This window comes from Megasphaera sp. (assembly GCF_047831605.1).
Taxonomy (GTDB): domain Bacteria; phylum Bacillota; class Negativicutes; order Veillonellales; family Megasphaeraceae; genus Megasphaera; species Megasphaera intestinihominis.
Map to the genome: position 1 here is coordinate 2,187,672 of NZ_CP181255.1, position 17,571 is coordinate 2,205,242.

Annotated in this window: 11 protein-coding genes; all 11 read left to right on the forward strand. The window is 57.4% G+C overall.

Annotated features, from left to right (window positions below; genetic code table 11):
* Window positions 1–8: 8 nt before the first annotated feature.
* Entirely contained in the window at window positions 9–1,847 is a 1,839-nt protein-coding gene (locus ACFWUB_RS10430; RefSeq protein WP_416183927.1) for a DUF4127 family protein, read from the forward strand.
* A gap of 8 nt (window positions 1,848–1,855) precedes the next feature.
* Window positions 1,856–2,914, forward strand: a complete 1,059-nt coding sequence (mltG, locus tag ACFWUB_RS10435) for an endolytic transglycosylase MltG (RefSeq protein WP_370857235.1) — start codon at window positions 1,856–1,858, stop codon at window positions 2,912–2,914.
* Window positions 2,911–3,504, forward strand: coding sequence for an O-methyltransferase (locus tag ACFWUB_RS10440; RefSeq protein ID WP_020311387.1), 594 nt, complete (start codon window positions 2,911–2,913; stop codon window positions 3,502–3,504). The genes mltG and ACFWUB_RS10440 overlap by 4 nt, the downstream gene beginning before the upstream one ends.
* Before the next feature lie 13 nt (window positions 3,505–3,517).
* Window positions 3,518–4,747: a peptidase U32 family protein gene (locus tag ACFWUB_RS10445; RefSeq protein ID WP_416184404.1), complete on the forward strand. Its 1,230-nt coding sequence runs from the start codon at window positions 3,518–3,520 to the stop codon at window positions 4,745–4,747.
* On the forward strand, window positions 4,740–4,982 hold the full coding sequence (locus ACFWUB_RS10450; protein WP_020311389.1) for a DUF4911 domain-containing protein: 243 nt from the start codon (window positions 4,740–4,742) through the stop codon (window positions 4,980–4,982). Before ACFWUB_RS10445 ends, ACFWUB_RS10450 begins: the two co-directional genes overlap by 8 nt.
* A gap of 481 nt (window positions 4,983–5,463) precedes the next feature.
* The gene (locus ACFWUB_RS10455; protein ID WP_416183928.1) at window positions 5,464–6,633 is read left to right on the forward strand and encodes a glucose-1-phosphate adenylyltransferase; all 1,170 of its coding nucleotides are present in this window, start codon (window positions 5,464–5,466) and stop codon (window positions 6,631–6,633) included.
* Complete coding sequence (gene glgD, locus ACFWUB_RS10460; RefSeq protein WP_416183929.1) at window positions 6,626–7,747, forward strand: glucose-1-phosphate adenylyltransferase subunit GlgD; 1,122 nt, start codon at window positions 6,626–6,628, stop codon at window positions 7,745–7,747. Before ACFWUB_RS10455 ends, glgD begins: the two co-directional genes overlap by 8 nt.
* Window positions 7,748–7,775: 28 nt before the next feature.
* The gene (locus ACFWUB_RS10465) at window positions 7,776–10,217 is read left to right on the forward strand and encodes a glycogen/starch/alpha-glucan phosphorylase (protein WP_416183930.1); all 2,442 of its coding nucleotides are present in this window, start codon (window positions 7,776–7,778) and stop codon (window positions 10,215–10,217) included.
* A gap of 22 nt (window positions 10,218–10,239) precedes the next feature.
* The gene (gene glgB / locus ACFWUB_RS10470; protein WP_416183931.1) at window positions 10,240–12,348 is read left to right on the forward strand and encodes a 1,4-alpha-glucan branching protein GlgB; all 2,109 of its coding nucleotides are present in this window, start codon (window positions 10,240–10,242) and stop codon (window positions 12,346–12,348) included.
* Window positions 12,349–12,379: 31 nt separating this feature from the next.
* The gene (gene glgA / locus ACFWUB_RS10475; RefSeq protein ID WP_416183932.1) at window positions 12,380–13,816 is read left to right on the forward strand and encodes a glycogen synthase GlgA; all 1,437 of its coding nucleotides are present in this window, start codon (window positions 12,380–12,382) and stop codon (window positions 13,814–13,816) included.
* Window positions 13,817–14,101: 285 nt separating this feature from the next.
* Window positions 14,102–17,500 carry a 4-alpha-glucanotransferase gene (gene malQ, locus ACFWUB_RS10480; protein ID WP_416183933.1) on the forward strand — a complete coding sequence of 1,133 codons (3,399 nt, stop codon included), beginning with the start codon at window positions 14,102–14,104 and terminating at the stop codon, window positions 17,498–17,500.
* Window positions 17,501–17,571: the final 71 nt, after the last annotated feature.

Consider the following 17,571-nt stretch of genomic DNA (forward strand, 5'->3'; position numbering starts at 1 on the left):
GTGATAACGTGAATCTGTTACAGAAAGCAGTCAGCCTGGCCGTAGCCTCTTTCTTTTTATGTGCCTCGCCGGCTGCACTGGCAAAGACGATTTTATATGTACCCCAGGATGACCGGCCTGTCGATTATGAATACACGGTCAGTACGGCCGAAGCGGCGGGCTATCAGGTCCTGACGCCGCCGGCCCAGTATCTGTCGGGCATGAACTTCCACGGTTCGCCGGATAAGCTCATGGCCTGGGTCAATGCCAATGCCGGCAAGGCCGATGCCATGGTCCTGTCCATCGATTCCCTGGTCTATGGCGGCCTCGTCGATTCGCGCAAGCATAACCTGCCGATGGAAACGCTGACAGCGCGCCTGGAAAAGGTCGAAGCGCTGCATAAATCGCACAAGAACGTGCCCATTTATGTCTTCAGCACGGTCATGCGCAGTCCCTGGGCCGGCGGCAAGGGCGTCGAACCGGACTATTACCTGACCATGGGCTCCGACATCTATCAGCTGGCATCGCTCCAGGCCAAGATGGACGAAGAAGGCCTGAATCCGCAGGAACGCAATGACTGGTTCGCCATCATGCGCCGCGTGCCCATGGAATACCTCCAGGACTGGTATAACCGGCGCCGCAAGAACATGAGCATCAATTACCGCCTCATCGATGATGCCCGCAAAGGCGTCTTTACCTATTACAGCCTGGGGCACGACGATAATTCCGTCAGCACCCAGTCGTCGCTGGAATCGAAGTACCTGAAAATGGCCGGTACGGGCATCCCCAAGACGGTTTTCGGCTCCTTCCCCGGTGCCGACCAGCTGGGCCTGCTGCTCATCACGCGGGCCAGCAACGATTTCAATAATTATCATCCCAAGATCACCGTCATCTATCCCTTGGGCGGCGGCGAAAAGACCGTGCCCCGCTATGACGGCCAGGCCATTGGCAAGACCATCGCGTCCCACGTCGAAGCCATCGGCGGCACCATGGTCGACAACGAACGGCCGGACCTCTTGCTGGCTGTCAACACGCCGCTGACGACGTCGACGACGGAATCGGCGAACTTTGAAAACTTCCCGATCATGCTCCAGTCGACGCGGGATTTCCTGACGCAGATCGAAAAGGCCGTCAACCTCGACATCCCGGTCAGCATCGTCGATATGGCCTTTTCCAACGGCTCCGACAACACCCTGGTCTACGGCCTCTATCAGGATAAGATGATGTACCGCCTGGCTGCCTACAACGGCTGGAATACGGCCAGCAACTCCGTCGGCTACGGCATCGCCCAGGGCGTCTTGTCCAAGTATATGACGGCCGATGCCCACCGCGACATGCTGACCACGCAGTATCTCGACAACTGGGCGTACCAGGCCAATGTCCGCGATTACATCTACCGTATGCAGCAGAAACTGGAAGCCGGCGTCGTCACTCAGTATTACCCGACGCTCAACGAAGAACTCCAGAGCCGCACGAAGGAACAGCTCCAGCGCTATGCGTCGACGTATCTCGGCATCGACCCCAAGACCGTCGATGTCACCCTGCCGTGGCAGCGCCTGTTCGAAGTCTATGTCGACGTCAAGCCGACGCCGTCTGTCCCCCTGGAAGCCGACGTGCGCCACGATATGAATGACCGCGAACTCCAGAACCTGGCCAATGAAGTCTCAGCCGCCCAGGCCCAGCTCGATGCGGCCCAGACCGTCAATGCCGACGGGACGGTCACGCAGGCCGACCCGGCCGTCCAGGCCCAGCTCCAGGCCGCCAAGGCCGCTGCCCAGGCCCGTTACGAACAGGAAAAACAGGCCCAGGCCATCAATCACAGTGAAGAAAAAGCCCAGCAGAGCCGTACCTGGGCTGCACAGAAATAGGATACCCCATGGAACAACAGAATCATACAACGACACAACTTCATGAGAAACGCCGCGTTCCGCTTGGAAAGAAGGGCCGCCGTATCGCTGCCGCCGCAGCCGGGCTGGTCTGTCTCGGCATCGCCGCCGTGGCTTACGGCTATTTCGGCCCCAATTTCCTCCTGCCCTATAAGAGCGGCTACGTCCACGTCCGCAGCGACATGACGGCTTCGGAAGTCGGCGATGTCCTGACCGATGAAGGCTATATTGCCAGCCCCTTGTGGTTCCGCGCCGTAGCGACCGTCACGGGACAGGCCGGTGACATCCATGCCGGTGAGTATACCTTCGATTCGCGCATGAGCCTCCATACGCTGCTGGAAAAGCTGACCAGCGGCAAGTCGGAAGCGGACCGCCTGGTCGTCCCCGAAGGCTATACGGTCCGGGAAATCGCCAAGGCCGTCGCCGCCAACGGGCGCATCAGCGAAGCCGATTTCCTCAAGGCTGCTTCGTCATCGGACCAGCTCCTGCCGTATATGAAGGGCGATCGCAAAGTGACCTTCCCGACAGAAGGCTTCCTCTTCCCGGACACGTATTTCATCCCTTATGACGCGACGGCCGACGACGTCGTGGCCATGATGCTCAAGAACTTCGACGCCCACTTGACGGATGCCATGAAAGCGGGCATTGCCAAGCAGAACCTGTCGATCTACCAGTTCGTCACCTTGGCCTCGCTCATCGAAAAGGAAGCGAAATACGAAAAGGACCGGCCCCTCATCGCGTCGGTCTTCGAGAACCGCCTGAAGATCCACATGAAACTCCAGTCCGATGCCAGCATTTCCTATGCTATGGGGACCCACAAGGCAGCCTACAGCATCAACGAGACGCAGTACGATTCGCCGTACAATACGTACCGCTATGAAGGCTTGCCGCCGGGACCGATCGGCAATCCCGGCATGGACTGCATGGAAGCCATCCTCGAGGCACCACAGACGAACTACCTCTATTTCGTCGCCGATAAGGACGGCCATAATTACTTCGCCGCCACCTATGAGGAGCACATGAAGAACGTCCAGGAGCACATGCCATGATGGAGGCATTGTTCCAGGATATGAAAGCCTGTGCCCGCGAGCGGAACCTGCCCATCCTGCGCGACAGCGAGCTGCCCTTGTTCACGGGCATCGCAGCGTCGTGCCGGCCGAAACATGTCCTGGAAATCGGAACCTGCATCGGCTATTCGGCCCTGCAGATGGCACCGTTCCTGGCACCGGGCGGGACGATCACGACCATCGAGCTCGACCGTGAGCGCTATGACCTGGCCTGCCAGTTCTTCCGGCGCTCACCCTATGAAAAGGTCATTACGGCTATCCACGGCGATGGGACGGCGCTGGCGGAACAGCTTCCCGGTCCGTGGGACTTCGTCTTCCTCGACGGGCCGAAAGGGCAGTATGTGCGCCAGCTGCGATATCTCCTGCCCAAGCTCCTGCCTGGCGCCATCGTCGCAGCGGATAATATCGACTACCACGACATGTTTTATATCGAAGGGACCCTGCCGCACAAACACCGCACGGCCGTGACCCGTTTGCGGGAATTCATGGACCTCGTCGGCGACCGGTCCCTTTTTGAGACTGTATTTTTTGAAAATGGCGACGGCATGACCGTTTCGCAATGGAAAGGATAAGAGAATGGGAAAAATGGAATTGCTGGCTCCGGCCGGCAGTATGGATAAGATGAAGATGGCCTTTTTATACGGCGCCGATGCCGTATACCTGGGAGGGAAGTCCTTCGGCCTGCGGGCTTTCAGCGACAACTTTTCCAATGAAGAACTGAAGGAAGCCGTCGACTATGCCCGTGCCCGGGGCAAGCACGTCCACGTGACGGTCAACATCTTCCCGCATAACGACGACCTCAAGGGCTTGCCGGAATACCTCGTCTACCTGCGCGATATCGGCGTCGACGCCATCCTCATCGCCGACCCGGGCATCTTCGCCCTGGCCCGGCAGCTCGTGCCTGACCTGCCTGTCCACATATCGACCCAGGCCAACACGACCAACTGGGCATCGACGAAATTCTGGCGCGATAACGGCGCATCGCGCGTCGTCATGGCCCGCGAAGTGAGCCTCCGCGACGTCAAGGAAATCCATGCCAAAGTCCCCGATATCGAACTGGAAGGCTTCATCCACGGCGCCATGTGCATTTCCTATTCCGGCCGCTGCCTGCTGAGCAATTACTTCACCCAGGGCGACCGCGACTCGAACCGCGGCGAATGTGTCCAGTGCTGCCGCTTCAAGTACAACGTCGTCGAAGAGAAGCGGCCAGGCCAGTATTTCCCCGTCGTCGAAGATGAACGGGGGACGTATATCTTCAACTCCAAGGACCTCTGTCTCCTGCCGTACCTGCCGGACCTCTACGACGCCGGCTTTACGAGCCTGAAGATCGAAGGGCGCATGAAGAGCATCCACTACGTCGCCACCGTGACCAAGGTCTACCGCCAGGCCTTCGACGCCTACGAAGCCGACCCGGAACACTTCACGGTCCGCCAGGAATGGCTCGACGAATTGGAAAAGATTTCCCATCGGCCCTACACGCGGGGCTTCTCCGTCTCCCGGCCGACGGCGGCCGACCAGGTCTATAGCCAGTCGAGCAATACCCAGACACATGATTTCATCGGCCTCGTCAAGTCCTATGATGAAGAAAAGGGCCTGGCCTGGGTAGAACAGCGGAACCACTTCAAACTCGGCCAGACCGTAGAATTCCTCCAGCCCAAGGGCCATCTGGTCCGCTATACCATCGACCGCATCGTCGATGAAGACGGGCAGGAACTCGACGCCGCCCGCCACGCCCAGCAGCTCGTCGGCCTGGCCGTACCGGAACGGCTGGAACCATATTCCATGATGCGCCGCCAGGTGAAGAGCCATGTTTGATGAAGACTGGGTCTACTTCCAGGCCCTTCCGTCGGAAATGACCTTCATCAACCGCATCATCGAAGGCTGTGACTACCTGGGCGTGGTCACGGCCCTGGACGGCAAGAAGGGCATAGGCTTCGTACGGACGACGAAGGACACGGCAGGCGAGACGATTGAGGTACTCCAATCGCTGCCCATCCCGGTGCGCATCCTGAGCCGCCAGGAAGCCTTAGCGCAAGCTGAACAAAAGTAGTGTATGAAATTTACAAAATTTATAGTTATACGATTTAGTGAAAAGTGCTGCCCCTGACGGCAGCGCTTTTTTTGTAGGGGCTTCCACGTGGGGAGCCCGCGTGAATCCCGGGCATAGCTCATACTGGTCATGCTGTTTGTCGTCCCCATAGTCTGACGGGCGCCCCACGTGGGCGCCCCTACGATAGAGCAATTCCATGCCGGTTCAAAACGTTACATTTTAAAAGATAGCAGTCCTTGTTGTAATGTGTAAAATAGTTGTTTCTGCTAATCATTTTTTGGCGGTTAGCCCTTTAAATTCTTGACAGAATTGGTGTATAATTAATAATATAATCATAAAATACTTTATAGCGTATATTATATGCGTATACGGTACGCTATTGAATCCAAGACCCGCCGTCTGACGACACGATGTCCATTATCATACATACTGAAACCATAAGCGAAGCGGCCGGGTCCCAGTCAAGTGAGGAGGAGCTTCTATGAAAAAATCTAATTGCCTGGCCATGATTTTGGCCGGCGGGAAAGGAAGCCGTTTGGGCGTCCTGACCAAAGACCAGGCTAAACCGGGCCTTTTGTTCGGCGGAAAATATCGCATCATCGACTTCCCACTGAGTAACTGCCGCAATTCCGGCATCGATACGGTCGGCATCCTGACCCAGTATCAGCCGCTGGAACTGAACTGGTACATCGGCAACGGCAGCTCTTGGAACCTCGACTCGACCAAGGGCGGCACGTACGTCCTGCCGCCGTATCAGAGCGACGGCGGTTCCAACTGGTACCGCGGCACAGCCGATGCTATTTACCAGAACTTGAACTTCGTGGAAATGGTCGGCGACGATTACGTCCTCATCCTGTCGGGCGACCACATCTATTCCATGGACTACGACAAGATGCTCAATTTCCACAAGAAACACCACGCCAAGGTCACCATCGGCACGATTCGCGTCCCCTGGGATGAAGCCAGCCGTTTCGGCATCATGGTCGCCAATGAAAACATGCGCATCACCAAGTTCCAGGAAAAACCGGCCAAGCCCGAAAGCAACCTGGCGTCCATGGGCATTTACATCTTCGACCGCGACGTCCTGGAATCGTACCTCAAGGCCGATGCCAAGGATGAAAAGTCGGAACACGACTTCGGCAAGAACGTCATCCCGACGATGCTGGCCGACCAGGTCCCGCTGTATGCCTATCCCTTTGAAGGCTACTGGAAGGATGTCGGCACCATCGACAGCCTGTGGCAGGCCAACATGGACCTCATCGCCGACGAACCGCCTATCGACCTGCGCGACAGCAAGTGGCGCATCTATTCGGGCAACCAGAGTTTACCGCCACACCTCATCGGGCCTAACAGTTCGGCCAAGAGTTCCCTCATCGCTGAAGGCTCGGAAATCTTCGGGACTGTCAGCAATTCGGTCATCTTCTACGGTGTCACCATCAAAGAAGGGGCGAAAGTCACCAATTCCGTCATCATGCCCGGCTCTGTCGTCGAAGAAAATGCCGTCGTCGACAAGGCCATCCTGGGCGAACGCTGCCACATCTATCCCGGCGCCGTCCTCCACAATGAAGACGGGTCTGTCGCCGTACTGGGACGCAAAGGGGAACTGAAACCAGAACAAGTTACAGCGAAGGGGAACACTAGTTATGAATAGTAATATGATCGGCCTCATCAATATGCGCGAAGACCATCCCTTGCAGGAAATCAACGACACGCGCCCGCTGTCGACGCTGCCCATCGGCGGCAAATACCGCCTCATCGACTTCACGCTTTCCAATATGGTCAACGCCGGCATCGAAAACGTCGGCCTCCTGCTCTCCAGTCAGTCCCGGTCGGTCCTGGACCACATCCGGTCCGGCAAGGAATGGGGTCTGGCCCACAAGGGCGACGGCTTGTTCTATCTGCCGGAAGAACGGGCGGACATCGAACATCCCGTAGAAGGGGACATCAGTGCTTATTATAAGAACCTCATCTTCGTCCAGCGGGCTGGTAAGCGCTACGCCCTGCTGTCGGGCTGCGACATGGTCCAGAACATCGACTATGACAAGGTCCTCCACTTCCATCGTCATCACAACGCCGACGTCACCCTCATCTATCAGCAGCAGAAATACGACTTCGACCGCGAAGGCTATGTCCTGACCATCGACGATGTCTGCCCGGACCGGGTCACGGCCATCGAAGCCAAGCCGGAAGTCAAAGCTGGCGATAATTTATACCAGCGGGGAATCCTCATCGACTGCGATGTATTCCAGCATTGCATACGCCGGGCCTATGCCCAGGGATATACCCATTTTATTACCGATGTGCTCCAGCGCAATGTAGACCGCCTGCGGATTTTCGGCTATAATTATCAGGGATATGCAAAACGGATCGATTCCGTCAATTCCTACTTCCAGGTCAACATGGACCTGCGCGACAGCCGCATCTGGCATGAACTGCTCCTCAAGGATATGGATCACCGCATCTATACCAAGATCGAGGACGAAGCGCCGGCCAAATACATGGAAGAATCGCATGTCTCCAATTCTCTCGTAGCTAATGGCTGCATCATCGAAGGCCGCGTAGAGAATTCGATTCTTTTCCGCCGCGTCAAGGTCGGAAAAAATGCTGTCATTCGCAACAGCATCATCATGCAGCACTCGGTCGTCGGCGATGACGCTCAGCTCGATTACGTCGTATGCGACAAGAATACGGTCATCCAGCCGGAAGCTGTGTTGAGCGGCAGCCACGACAACCCGTTGTGCATTGGTAAACGTTCAGTCCGCTGAACGCAACTATGAAGGGGTTAGAGACAATATGAAAAAATGGCAGGATAAGGAAGAATTCAAAAAGTTATTTACCGAGAAAGCTCACATCTTGTGGGAAAAAGATCTGCGGGACATGACCTTGAATGAAGTCTATCAGACCATCGCCTATATGATCCGCGATCTGGTAAGTGAAGATTGGATCCGCACGAATGAAATCTATGCCGAACAGAAGGTTAAGCAAGTCTATTATTTCTCCATCGAATTCCTCATCGGCCGCCTCCTGGAATCGAATCTCCTGGGCATCGATATGGACGACATCTGTCGCCAGGGCCTGGAAGACATGGGCTGGGACCTGAATAAGGTCATCCCGGCAGAACGCGATCCGGGCCTGGGGAATGGGGGACTGGGCCGGCTGGCTGCCTGCTTCATCGATTCCCTGGCAGCGCTGCAGCTGCCGGGCCATGGCAACAGCATCCGCTATCAGTACGGCTTGTTCAACCAGCGCATTGTCGACAACCAGCAGGTCGAACTGCCCGATAACTGGCTGGTCAACGGCTATCCCTGGGAAGTCAAGAAAGTCGACAAAGCCGTCTATGTCCGCTTTGGCGGCAACGCCTACATGCGTCCTGACGAAGACGGCAACCTGGAATGTGTCCACGAAAAGTATTCGTCTGTCCGCGCCGTACCGTACGATGTGCCTATCATCGGCTACCACAACAATACGGTCAACACGCTGCGCCTGTGGCGGGCGGAATATTCGCGGGAACAGCTCTACCAGGAATTGTCCATCGGCGACCGGCGCCGGGCCTTCCGCTACAAGGACAGTGTCCAGCAGATTTCCCGTTTCCTCTATCCTGACGACAGCCATGAAGACGGCCGCCGCCTGCGCCTGATGCAGGAATACTTCTTCGTATCGGCCGGCCTCCAGAGCATCGTCCGCCATTATAAGAAGAAATATCACGAAAGCATCTATAAATTCGACCGCTATGTGGCCATCCACATCAACGACACCCATCCGGCCCTGGTCATCCCGGAACTGATGCGCATCCTCATGGATGAAGAAGGCATATCGTGGGATGCGGCCTGGAACATCACCGTCCGCACCGTGGCCTATACGAACCACACCATCCTGCCGGAAGCCATGGAAAAATGGTCCATCCCCATGTTCAAGGAACTGCTGCCGCGCATTTACCTCATCGTCGAAGAAATCAACAACCGCTGGCTCAAAGAAGTCCGCAGCCTCTATCCGGGCGATGAATCGAGAGCCCGCGACGTCGCCGTCCTCTGGGATGGCCAGGTCCACATGGCTCATCTGGCCGTCCTCGGCAGCCACAGCGTCAACGGCGTCGCCGAAATCCATTCGCAGATCCTCAAGGATTCGACGCTGCACCAGTTCTACACGTGCTTCCCGCACCGCTTCTCGAACAAGACCAACGGCATTTCCCATCGCCGCTGGCTCATCGAAGCCAATCCGCAGCTGGCGTCGCTCATCGACGATACCATCGGTGACAGCTGGCGCCGGACGCCGTCAAAGCTCCAGGACCTCATGCCCTTTGCCGACGACCCGGCCTTCCAGGAACAGCTGACGCGGGTCAAAAAGGACCGCAAGGAAATCCTGGCCCGCTACATCCGCGACCGCTACGATACGGACGTGCGGACGGACTCGATCTTCGACATCCAGATCAAGCGCATCCACCTGTACAAGCGCCAGACCTTGAACATCCTGCACATCCTGCACTTGTACTACCTCTTGAAGGATAACCCGAAACTCAAGATCACGCCGCGGACCTTCCTCTTTGGCGGCAAAGCCGCTGCCGGCTACGGCGAAGCCAAGGAAACGATCCGCCTCATCAACGTCGTCGCCCATATGGTCAATTCCGACCGTAAGGTCAACAAGCAGATGAAGGTCCTGTTCCTGGAAAACTACAATGTTTCCTTAGGCCAGCTCCTCTTCCCGGCTGCTGACGTGAGCGAACAGATTTCGACAGCCGGCAAGGAAGCGTCGGGCACGGGCAACATGAAGTTCATGATGAACGGTGCCATCACCCTGGGGACCATGGACGGGGCCAACGTCGAAATCCACCGCAAGGTCGGCGACGAAAACTGCGTCATCTTCGGGCTGCGGGCTGACGAAGTCATGAACTACTACATCCACGGCGGCTACTCGTCGTGGCAGATGTACAGCGACGACGCCGCCATCCGCCGCCTCATGGATGCCCTCGTCGACGGCTCTATCGACGGCTCTATCGGCGGGGACCACTTCGGTATGCTCTACTCGGCCTTCCTCGACCGGAACGACGAATACTTCGTCCTCAAGGACTTCCAGCCCTACTGCCAGGCCCAGCAGGAAATCGCCAAACGCTACGGCGACCATACGAAATGGTGTCATTCGAGCGTCGTCAACATCGCCCAGTCCGGCTACTTCTCCAGCGACCGGACGATTCAGCAGTACGCCGATGACATTTGGCGCATCAAGCCGGTCAAACACTAACTAAGAATCAGGAGGATAAGATATGAAACTCAGTGCAATCGACGAGTACAGTACCTTCTTGTATCATCAGGGTACGAACTACGCCAGTTATCGTCTGTTCGGGGCCCATTTCACGGTCCTGCGCCGCAAGCCCTGCGTGCGCTTTGCCGTCTGGGCGCCTCACGCCCAGCAGGTCAGCGTCGTCGGTGATTTCAATCACTGGGACGCCGATGCCAATCCCATGGAGCGGAGCAGCTGCGGCAACGGCATTTGGGTTACGCATATTGCCGGCCTCCAGGAAGGGGACATCTACAAGTACGCCATCACGACGGCGTCAGGCGAACGCATCTTAAAGAGCGATCCCTATGCCTTCTGGTCGGAAGTACGTCCCAATACGGCATCGAAACTGACCAAGCTCCACTACACGTGGCGCGACAAGAAATGGATGGACAGCCGCAGTGCTTACGATTCGTACCGTAAGCCCATGCTGACCTACGAAGTCCATCTCGGCTCGTGGCGCCGCGGCGAAGACGGCGAAATGTTGTCGTACCGCGATATCGCGCCCCAGCTGGTCGATTATGTCAAACAGATGAATTATACCCACATCGAGCTCATGCCGCTGTGCGAATATCCCTTCGATGGTTCCTGGGGCTACCAGGGGACGGGGTATTTCTCGGCGACCAGCCGCTATGGCAGCCCGGAAGACTTCATGTACCTCGTCGACCTCTGCCACCGCAACGGCATCGGCGTCATCCTCGACTGGGTACCGGGGCATTTTTGCCGCGACGCCCACGGCCTGCGCCATTTCGATGGCGAACCGTGCTATGAATCGGGCAACCCCATGCTGGCAGAAAACAAGGAATGGGATACGATGAATTTCGACTACGGCCGGACGGAAGTCCAGTCCTTCCTCATTTCCAGTGCCCTGTTCTGGATCAGCCAGTTCCACATCGACGGCCTGCGCATCGACGCCGTCGCCAACATGCTCTATCTCGATTACGGCCATGCCGACGGCGACTGGCAGCCCAATAAGTACGGCGGCCGGGAAAACCTGGAAGCCATCGACTTCCTGCGCCATCTCAATACGGCCGTCTTCAAGGAATACCCTCAGGCCCTGATGATTGCCGAAGAATCGTCGGCCTGGCCTCTCGTGACCAAGCCCGTCGACGTCGGCGGACTGGGATTCAATTACAAATGGAACATGGGATGGATGAACGATATGCTCCGCTACATGTCGCTGGACCCGCTATTCCGCAAGGACAATCACAACCTGATTACGTTTTCGTTATGCTATGCTTTTTCAGAAAACTTCATCCTGCCCTTGTCGCATGATGAAGTCGTCCACGGCAAACATTCCCTCCTGGACAAGATGCCTGGCGACTACTGGCAGAAATTCGCCGGCCTGCGCGCCTTTTACGGCTACTGGATGTCCCATCCGGGCAAGAAGCTTCTGTTCATGGGCAGCGAGTTCGGCCAGTTCATCGAATGGAAATACGATGACAGCCTGGACTGGCACCTCCTCAAGTATCCCATGCACAAGGCCATGCACGACTACGTGCGCAGCCTGAATACGTACTATGTGGACCATCCGGAATTCTGGGAAGAAGACTGCGACTGGTCGGGCTTCTCGTGGATCAGCTGCGACGACTGCGACAACAGCGTCATCGCCTTTTACCGTACGGGTAAGGACGAAACGGACATGACCGTCGTCGTCTGCAACTTCACGCCGGTTGTCCGCCATTCGTACCGCTTCGGCGTCCCCCGGAAAGGGACGTACGTCGAAGTCTTCAACAGTGACGCCACGGCCTTCGGCGGCTCCAACGTCCTCAATGAAGGCGAATTCGAGGCCCAGGATGTGCCCATGCACGGCATGGACCAGTCCCTGGAACTGACTTTGCCGCCGCTGGCGACGATTTACCTGCAGCTGACAGGGAGTGTTAAAAAAAAAGCAGTGACCAAACCGCGGCGCCGCCGGACAGTGAAAGCCGATAAGTCTGCCGACGATACGGTAAAGAAAACGGCCAAGGCGCCGGGAAAGAAGGCGACGACCTGTGGAAAAGGGAAAGCCAAGACGGCAGCGTCTGAAAAGAAGACTGCTGCAACGAGAAAGAGAAGAACTGGGCGTCCTGCCAAAAAGGAAGCAGACGCCTGATACGGTACTTAGGGAAAGTGGGGGACATACGATGAATGTATTATTTGTGGCCTCAGAAGCAGTGCCATTTATCAAAACAGGCGGCCTGGCCGATGTCATGGGCGCACTGCCCAAGGCTTTAGCCAAGAAGGGCATGGACGTCCGCCTGGTCATTCCGAAATACAGCCGCATCGCTGAAGAAGCGAAGAAGCAGATGAAAGAAGTGACGACAGGCATCGTGAACCTGGTCTGGCGCCAGCTCTACTACGGTGTCGAAGAAATCAAGCAGGACGGCGTGACCGTCTATTTCATCGACAACGAATGGTATTTCAAGCGCGACGGCCTCTACGGCTACGGCGATGACGACGAACGCTTCGCCTATTTCTGCCGCGCCGTCCTGACCATGCTGCCCAAGATCGGCTTCAAGCCGGACATCATCCACTGCAACGACTGGCATACGGGCCTCATGGGCGTCTTCCTCAAAGAAGATTTCTGGCACGATGATTTCTACAAGGGAATCAAAGTCATCTATACCATTCACAACCTGAAATACCAGGGCATCTATCCGCCGTCGATCATGCGCGACATCATTGGCCTGCCGCAGGAACTCTTCGACAACGGCAGCCTGGAATGTGACGGCTGCGTGAACTACATGAAGTCGGGCATGGTCTACGCCGACCACATCACGACGGTCAGTCCGTCGTATGCCCAGGAAATCACCTATCCGTACTTTGGCGAAGGCCTGGATGGCTATATCCGCGACAATGGGGAAAAGGTGACGGGCATCATCAACGGCCTGGACATCGACGTCTACAATCCGGAAACGGACCCGTATATCAAGCGCCAGTATTCCGTCGCCAACGCCCGGGCTGGCAAGCGGGAAAATAAAAATGCCCTGCGGGCCGAACTGGGCCTGCGCATCAAGCGGGGCGTCCCCATGATCGCCATGGTCACGCGCCTCGTCGAAGACAAGGGCCTGGACCTGGTCACGCGCATCATGGATGAACTCGTCGACGACGACGTCCAGCTGGTCCTGGTCGGGACGGGCGATGCCGGCTATGAAGAAGCCTTCCGCGAACTGGCCCGCCGCCATCCGACCAAGGTATCGGCGAACATCACCTTCAACGAAGCCCTGGCCCACAAGGTCTACGCCGCTGCCGACATGTTCCTCATGCCGTCGCGGTACGAACCGTGCGGCCTGAGCCAGCTCATCGCCCTGCGCTACGGCGCCATTCCCATCGTCCGCGAAACGGGCGGCCTCAAGGATACGGTCCATCCCTTCGATAAATACAGCAAACAGGGCAATGGCCTGACCTTCCCGAACTTCAACGCCCACGAACTGCTGTTCACGACGAAACGGGCCATGGGTTACTATGAAGACACGGCCCTGTGGGATATCCTCGTCCGCAACGCCATGACCAGCGACTACAGCTGGGACCGCTCGGCCGAAGCCTACCAGAACCTGTACGAAAAAGTGTTACAACAATAAAAGACAGTTTGTAGTTCAGAGTTTGTAGTTTGTAGAAATTGGCTTTGCATTTCCAGCTATTCACTAAAAACTAAAGACTGCAAACTCAAAAGGGACTGTCGCATGAAGGCTTCTGCCATTATGCATAGTCCCTTTGACTTATAGTTTGCAGTACGGAGTTTTTAGTTTGTAGCAGATGACTTTAAATTTAAACCCATTCACTACAAACTGCAAACTTAATACTCAAAAAGAGGCTGTCTTCATGGACAGCCTCTTTTACTTTCCCCAACCACGAAAGGACCGCTTATGGACTTACGATTGTACCACAACTCTCATGAATTCTATTACCGCTCGTCTTTTGGGGCCGTTCCTTCCGGGAGCCGGCTCATCCTGCGCCTCCGCGTCAGCGGCAGCGATGCCCCGAACTGCCGGGCCCGCATCCGCCTGTGGCAGAGCAACGCCGGCGAATCTTTTGTACCCATGAGCTATGAAGACGGCGTCTTTACGGGCATCGTCACCATTCCGCCCCAGGGCTGCCTGCTCTGGTATTATTTCGTCGTCGACGATGGCCATAGGACCTTCTACTATGGCAACAACTACGACCGCCTCGGCGGCGAAGGGGCCAAATATCCCGACGTGCCGCCGGCCTATCAGGTCACGGTCTACGATAAGGACGCCCATACGCCGGACTGGTTCAAGCACGCCATCGTCTACCAGATCTTCCCGGACCGCTTCCGCCATGGGACCCGCACGTCGGGCCGCCTCTACGGCAAGAAAGGCGCCGTCATCCACAGCCACTGGGATGATGTGCCCTATTATTGCAAGCGCGAAGGGAACGGCGACATCGTCTATTACGACTTCTTTGGCGGCAACATCGCCGGTATCCGGGAAAAACTGCCGTACCTCAAGGAACTGGGCATTACGGCCATTTACCTCAACCCGATTTTTGAAAGTTCCAGCAACCACCGCTACGGCACGGCCGACTACTTCCGCGTCGATCCCATGCTGGGGACGAATGAAGAATTTGCTGCTTTCTGTCAGGCTGCCAGAAAAGAGGGTATCCATATCATCCTCGACGGCGTCTTCAGCCATACCGGGGCCGACAGCATCTACTTCAACCGCTTCGGCAACTATCCCGGCGTCGGCGCCTACCAGTCGAAGGAGTCGCCGTACTATGAATGGTACCGCTTCAAGCATTATCCCGACGACTATGAATCGTGGTGGGGCGTATCGGACCTGCCGGACGTAGAAGAAACGACGCCGTCGTACATGGATTTCATCATCAACAGCGAAGACAGCGTCCTCAAATACTGGCTGAACGAAGGCATCAGCGGCTGGCGACTGGACGTCATCGACGAGCTGCCCGTACCCTTCCTGCGCCAGTTCTACCATACCTTGAAAGAAAAAAAGCCCGATGCCGTCCTCATCGGCGAAGTCTGGGAAGATGCGTCGAACAAGGTCAGCTACAGCGAACAGCGGGAATACCTCTGCGGCTATGATATCGACAGCGCCATGAACTATGCCCAGCGCTCCCTGATGATCGACTTCATGACCGGCGTCAAAGATGCGCGGCGCATGAATGCCGAACTGACACGGCTCATCGAAAATTACCCGCCCGAAAATTTCTATGCCATGCTCAACCTCATCAGCAGCCACGATATCGAACGCATCCTGACGGTCCTCACCAGGGCCGGCGGCACGGACGTGGCGACAGCCGAAGAAACGGGCCGGAAGCGCTTGAAACTGCTGACAGCCTGGCAGATGACCATGCCCGGCGCGCCGTGCATCTATTACGGTGACGAAGTGGGCGTCACGGGCGGCAAGGACCCGGACAACCGCCGGACCTATCCCTGGGGCCATGAAGACCTGGACCTCCTGGCCTGGACCAAGGCCCTGACGCGGCTGCGGACAGCACACGACGCTTTACAGACGGGCCGCTTCATCCCCCTCTACGCCGATGGCGACGTCTTCGCCTTTGCCCGGGTCATCGAAGGGGGACGGGATGTCTTCGGCAAGCCCGCCGAAGATGGCTTCTTCATCATCGCCATGAACCGCAATCCGTCGGCCCTGCGGACAATCAGTATCTATACGGACGGCCTGGCTTACGGGAAACTGACCAATGCCCTCCATCCGCGCATGACGCCGGTCACGACGGTGAACAGCCGCTTCACCCTAACTTTGCCGCCGTTGAAAGCGGTCATCCTCCAGGGGAAAGATGCCGGGACCAAGCGGGCCGGTGTCCTCCTGCATCCGACGTCCCTGCCGGCTGCCTGCGGCAACGGCGTCTTAGGGCCGGCAGCGTACCGCTTCGTCGACTTCCTCAAGGCCGCCGGCCAGCGGGTCTGGCAGATCCTGCCCCTGACGCCGCCTCTCATGGGCGATTCGCCGTATCTGTCGGAATCAGCCTTTGCCGGCAACGAAGCCCTCATTTCCCTGGAAGTCCTGCGCGACTGGGGCTGGCTGAAACAGGAAGCCTTAGACGATTTCCTGGCACAGGGGAAAAAGACGGCGTCCTGGCACAGCCTGGCAGCTTATAAGGCCAAGATTCTCTGGGATATGTCCCATGATCCGGACCTGACCATTCCCTGGGAACCGTTCCGGGCTTTCTGTGAAAAGAACGCCTACTGGCTCGACGACTACGCCCTCTTCCGGGCTGTCCGCGACTTCTTCGGCGGCCGCTGCTGGACGGAGTGGCCCGAAGATATCCGCCATCACAGCCGGGAAGCCCTGGCTCAGTACGGCAGGGAACTGGCCGGCGCCGTATCGCATGTCAAATTCATGCAGTACATCTTCAGCCGCCAGTGGCACGATGTCCGGGCCTATGCCGTCAAAAACGGCGTGTCCGTCCTCGGCGATGTGCCCATGTTCGTCGCCCACAACAGTGCCGACTGCTGGGCCCACCAGGACCAGTTCGACCTCGACGAAATGGGGAATCCGTCATCTGTCGCCGGCGTCCCGCCTGATTACTTCAGTGCCGATGGCCAGCTCTGGGGCAATCCCCTTTACGATTACCAAGCCATGGCTGCGGACAACTACCAGTGGTGGACTGACCGCTTCCGCCGCATGATGGACCTCGTCGACGAAGTCCGGGTCGACCATTTCCGCGGCTTTGCCGCCTACTGGGCGGTGCCGGCCGGTTCGGAAACGGCTAAGAGCGGCGCTTGGAAAGAGGGCCCCGGCCTCGACCTCTTTCGGGCGGTCTATCAGAAAATCGGCAGGCTCCGCCTGGTCGCCGAAGACCTGGGCGTCATCACCGACGATGTGTGCACCTTGAAAGATGCCCTGCACCTGCCGGGGATGAAAGTCATCCAGTTCCACCTCAAGGACCGGGCCGACGGCCGCCTGGCCTTCGATACCGAGCCGGACTGCATCGCCTATACCGGGACCCATGACAACAACACTATCCGCGGCTGGTATGAAGACGACCTGACGCCGAGCCAGCAGCTCCACGTCCGCCAGATGTTGGGATTGTCCGATGAAGCGGCACCGCAGGAAATCGTCGGCGCCCTCATCGCCTATACCTACCGCCGCCGGGCCGAAACGGTCATAATCCCCATGCAGGACCTCCTGGCCCTGCCGTCGTCGGGACGCATGAACACGCCCGGTGTCGCCGAAGGCAACTGGCACTGGCAGCTCAAAGAAGGCCAGACGACCTTCGACATCGCCCACTGGCTGGCCAAAGTGTGCCGCGAAAGCGGACGTTGATCATAGGTCGTTCGTCGTAGGCCATTCATCGTAGGGGCGACCACGTGGGGCGCCCGCCAGAGATTGGTCAC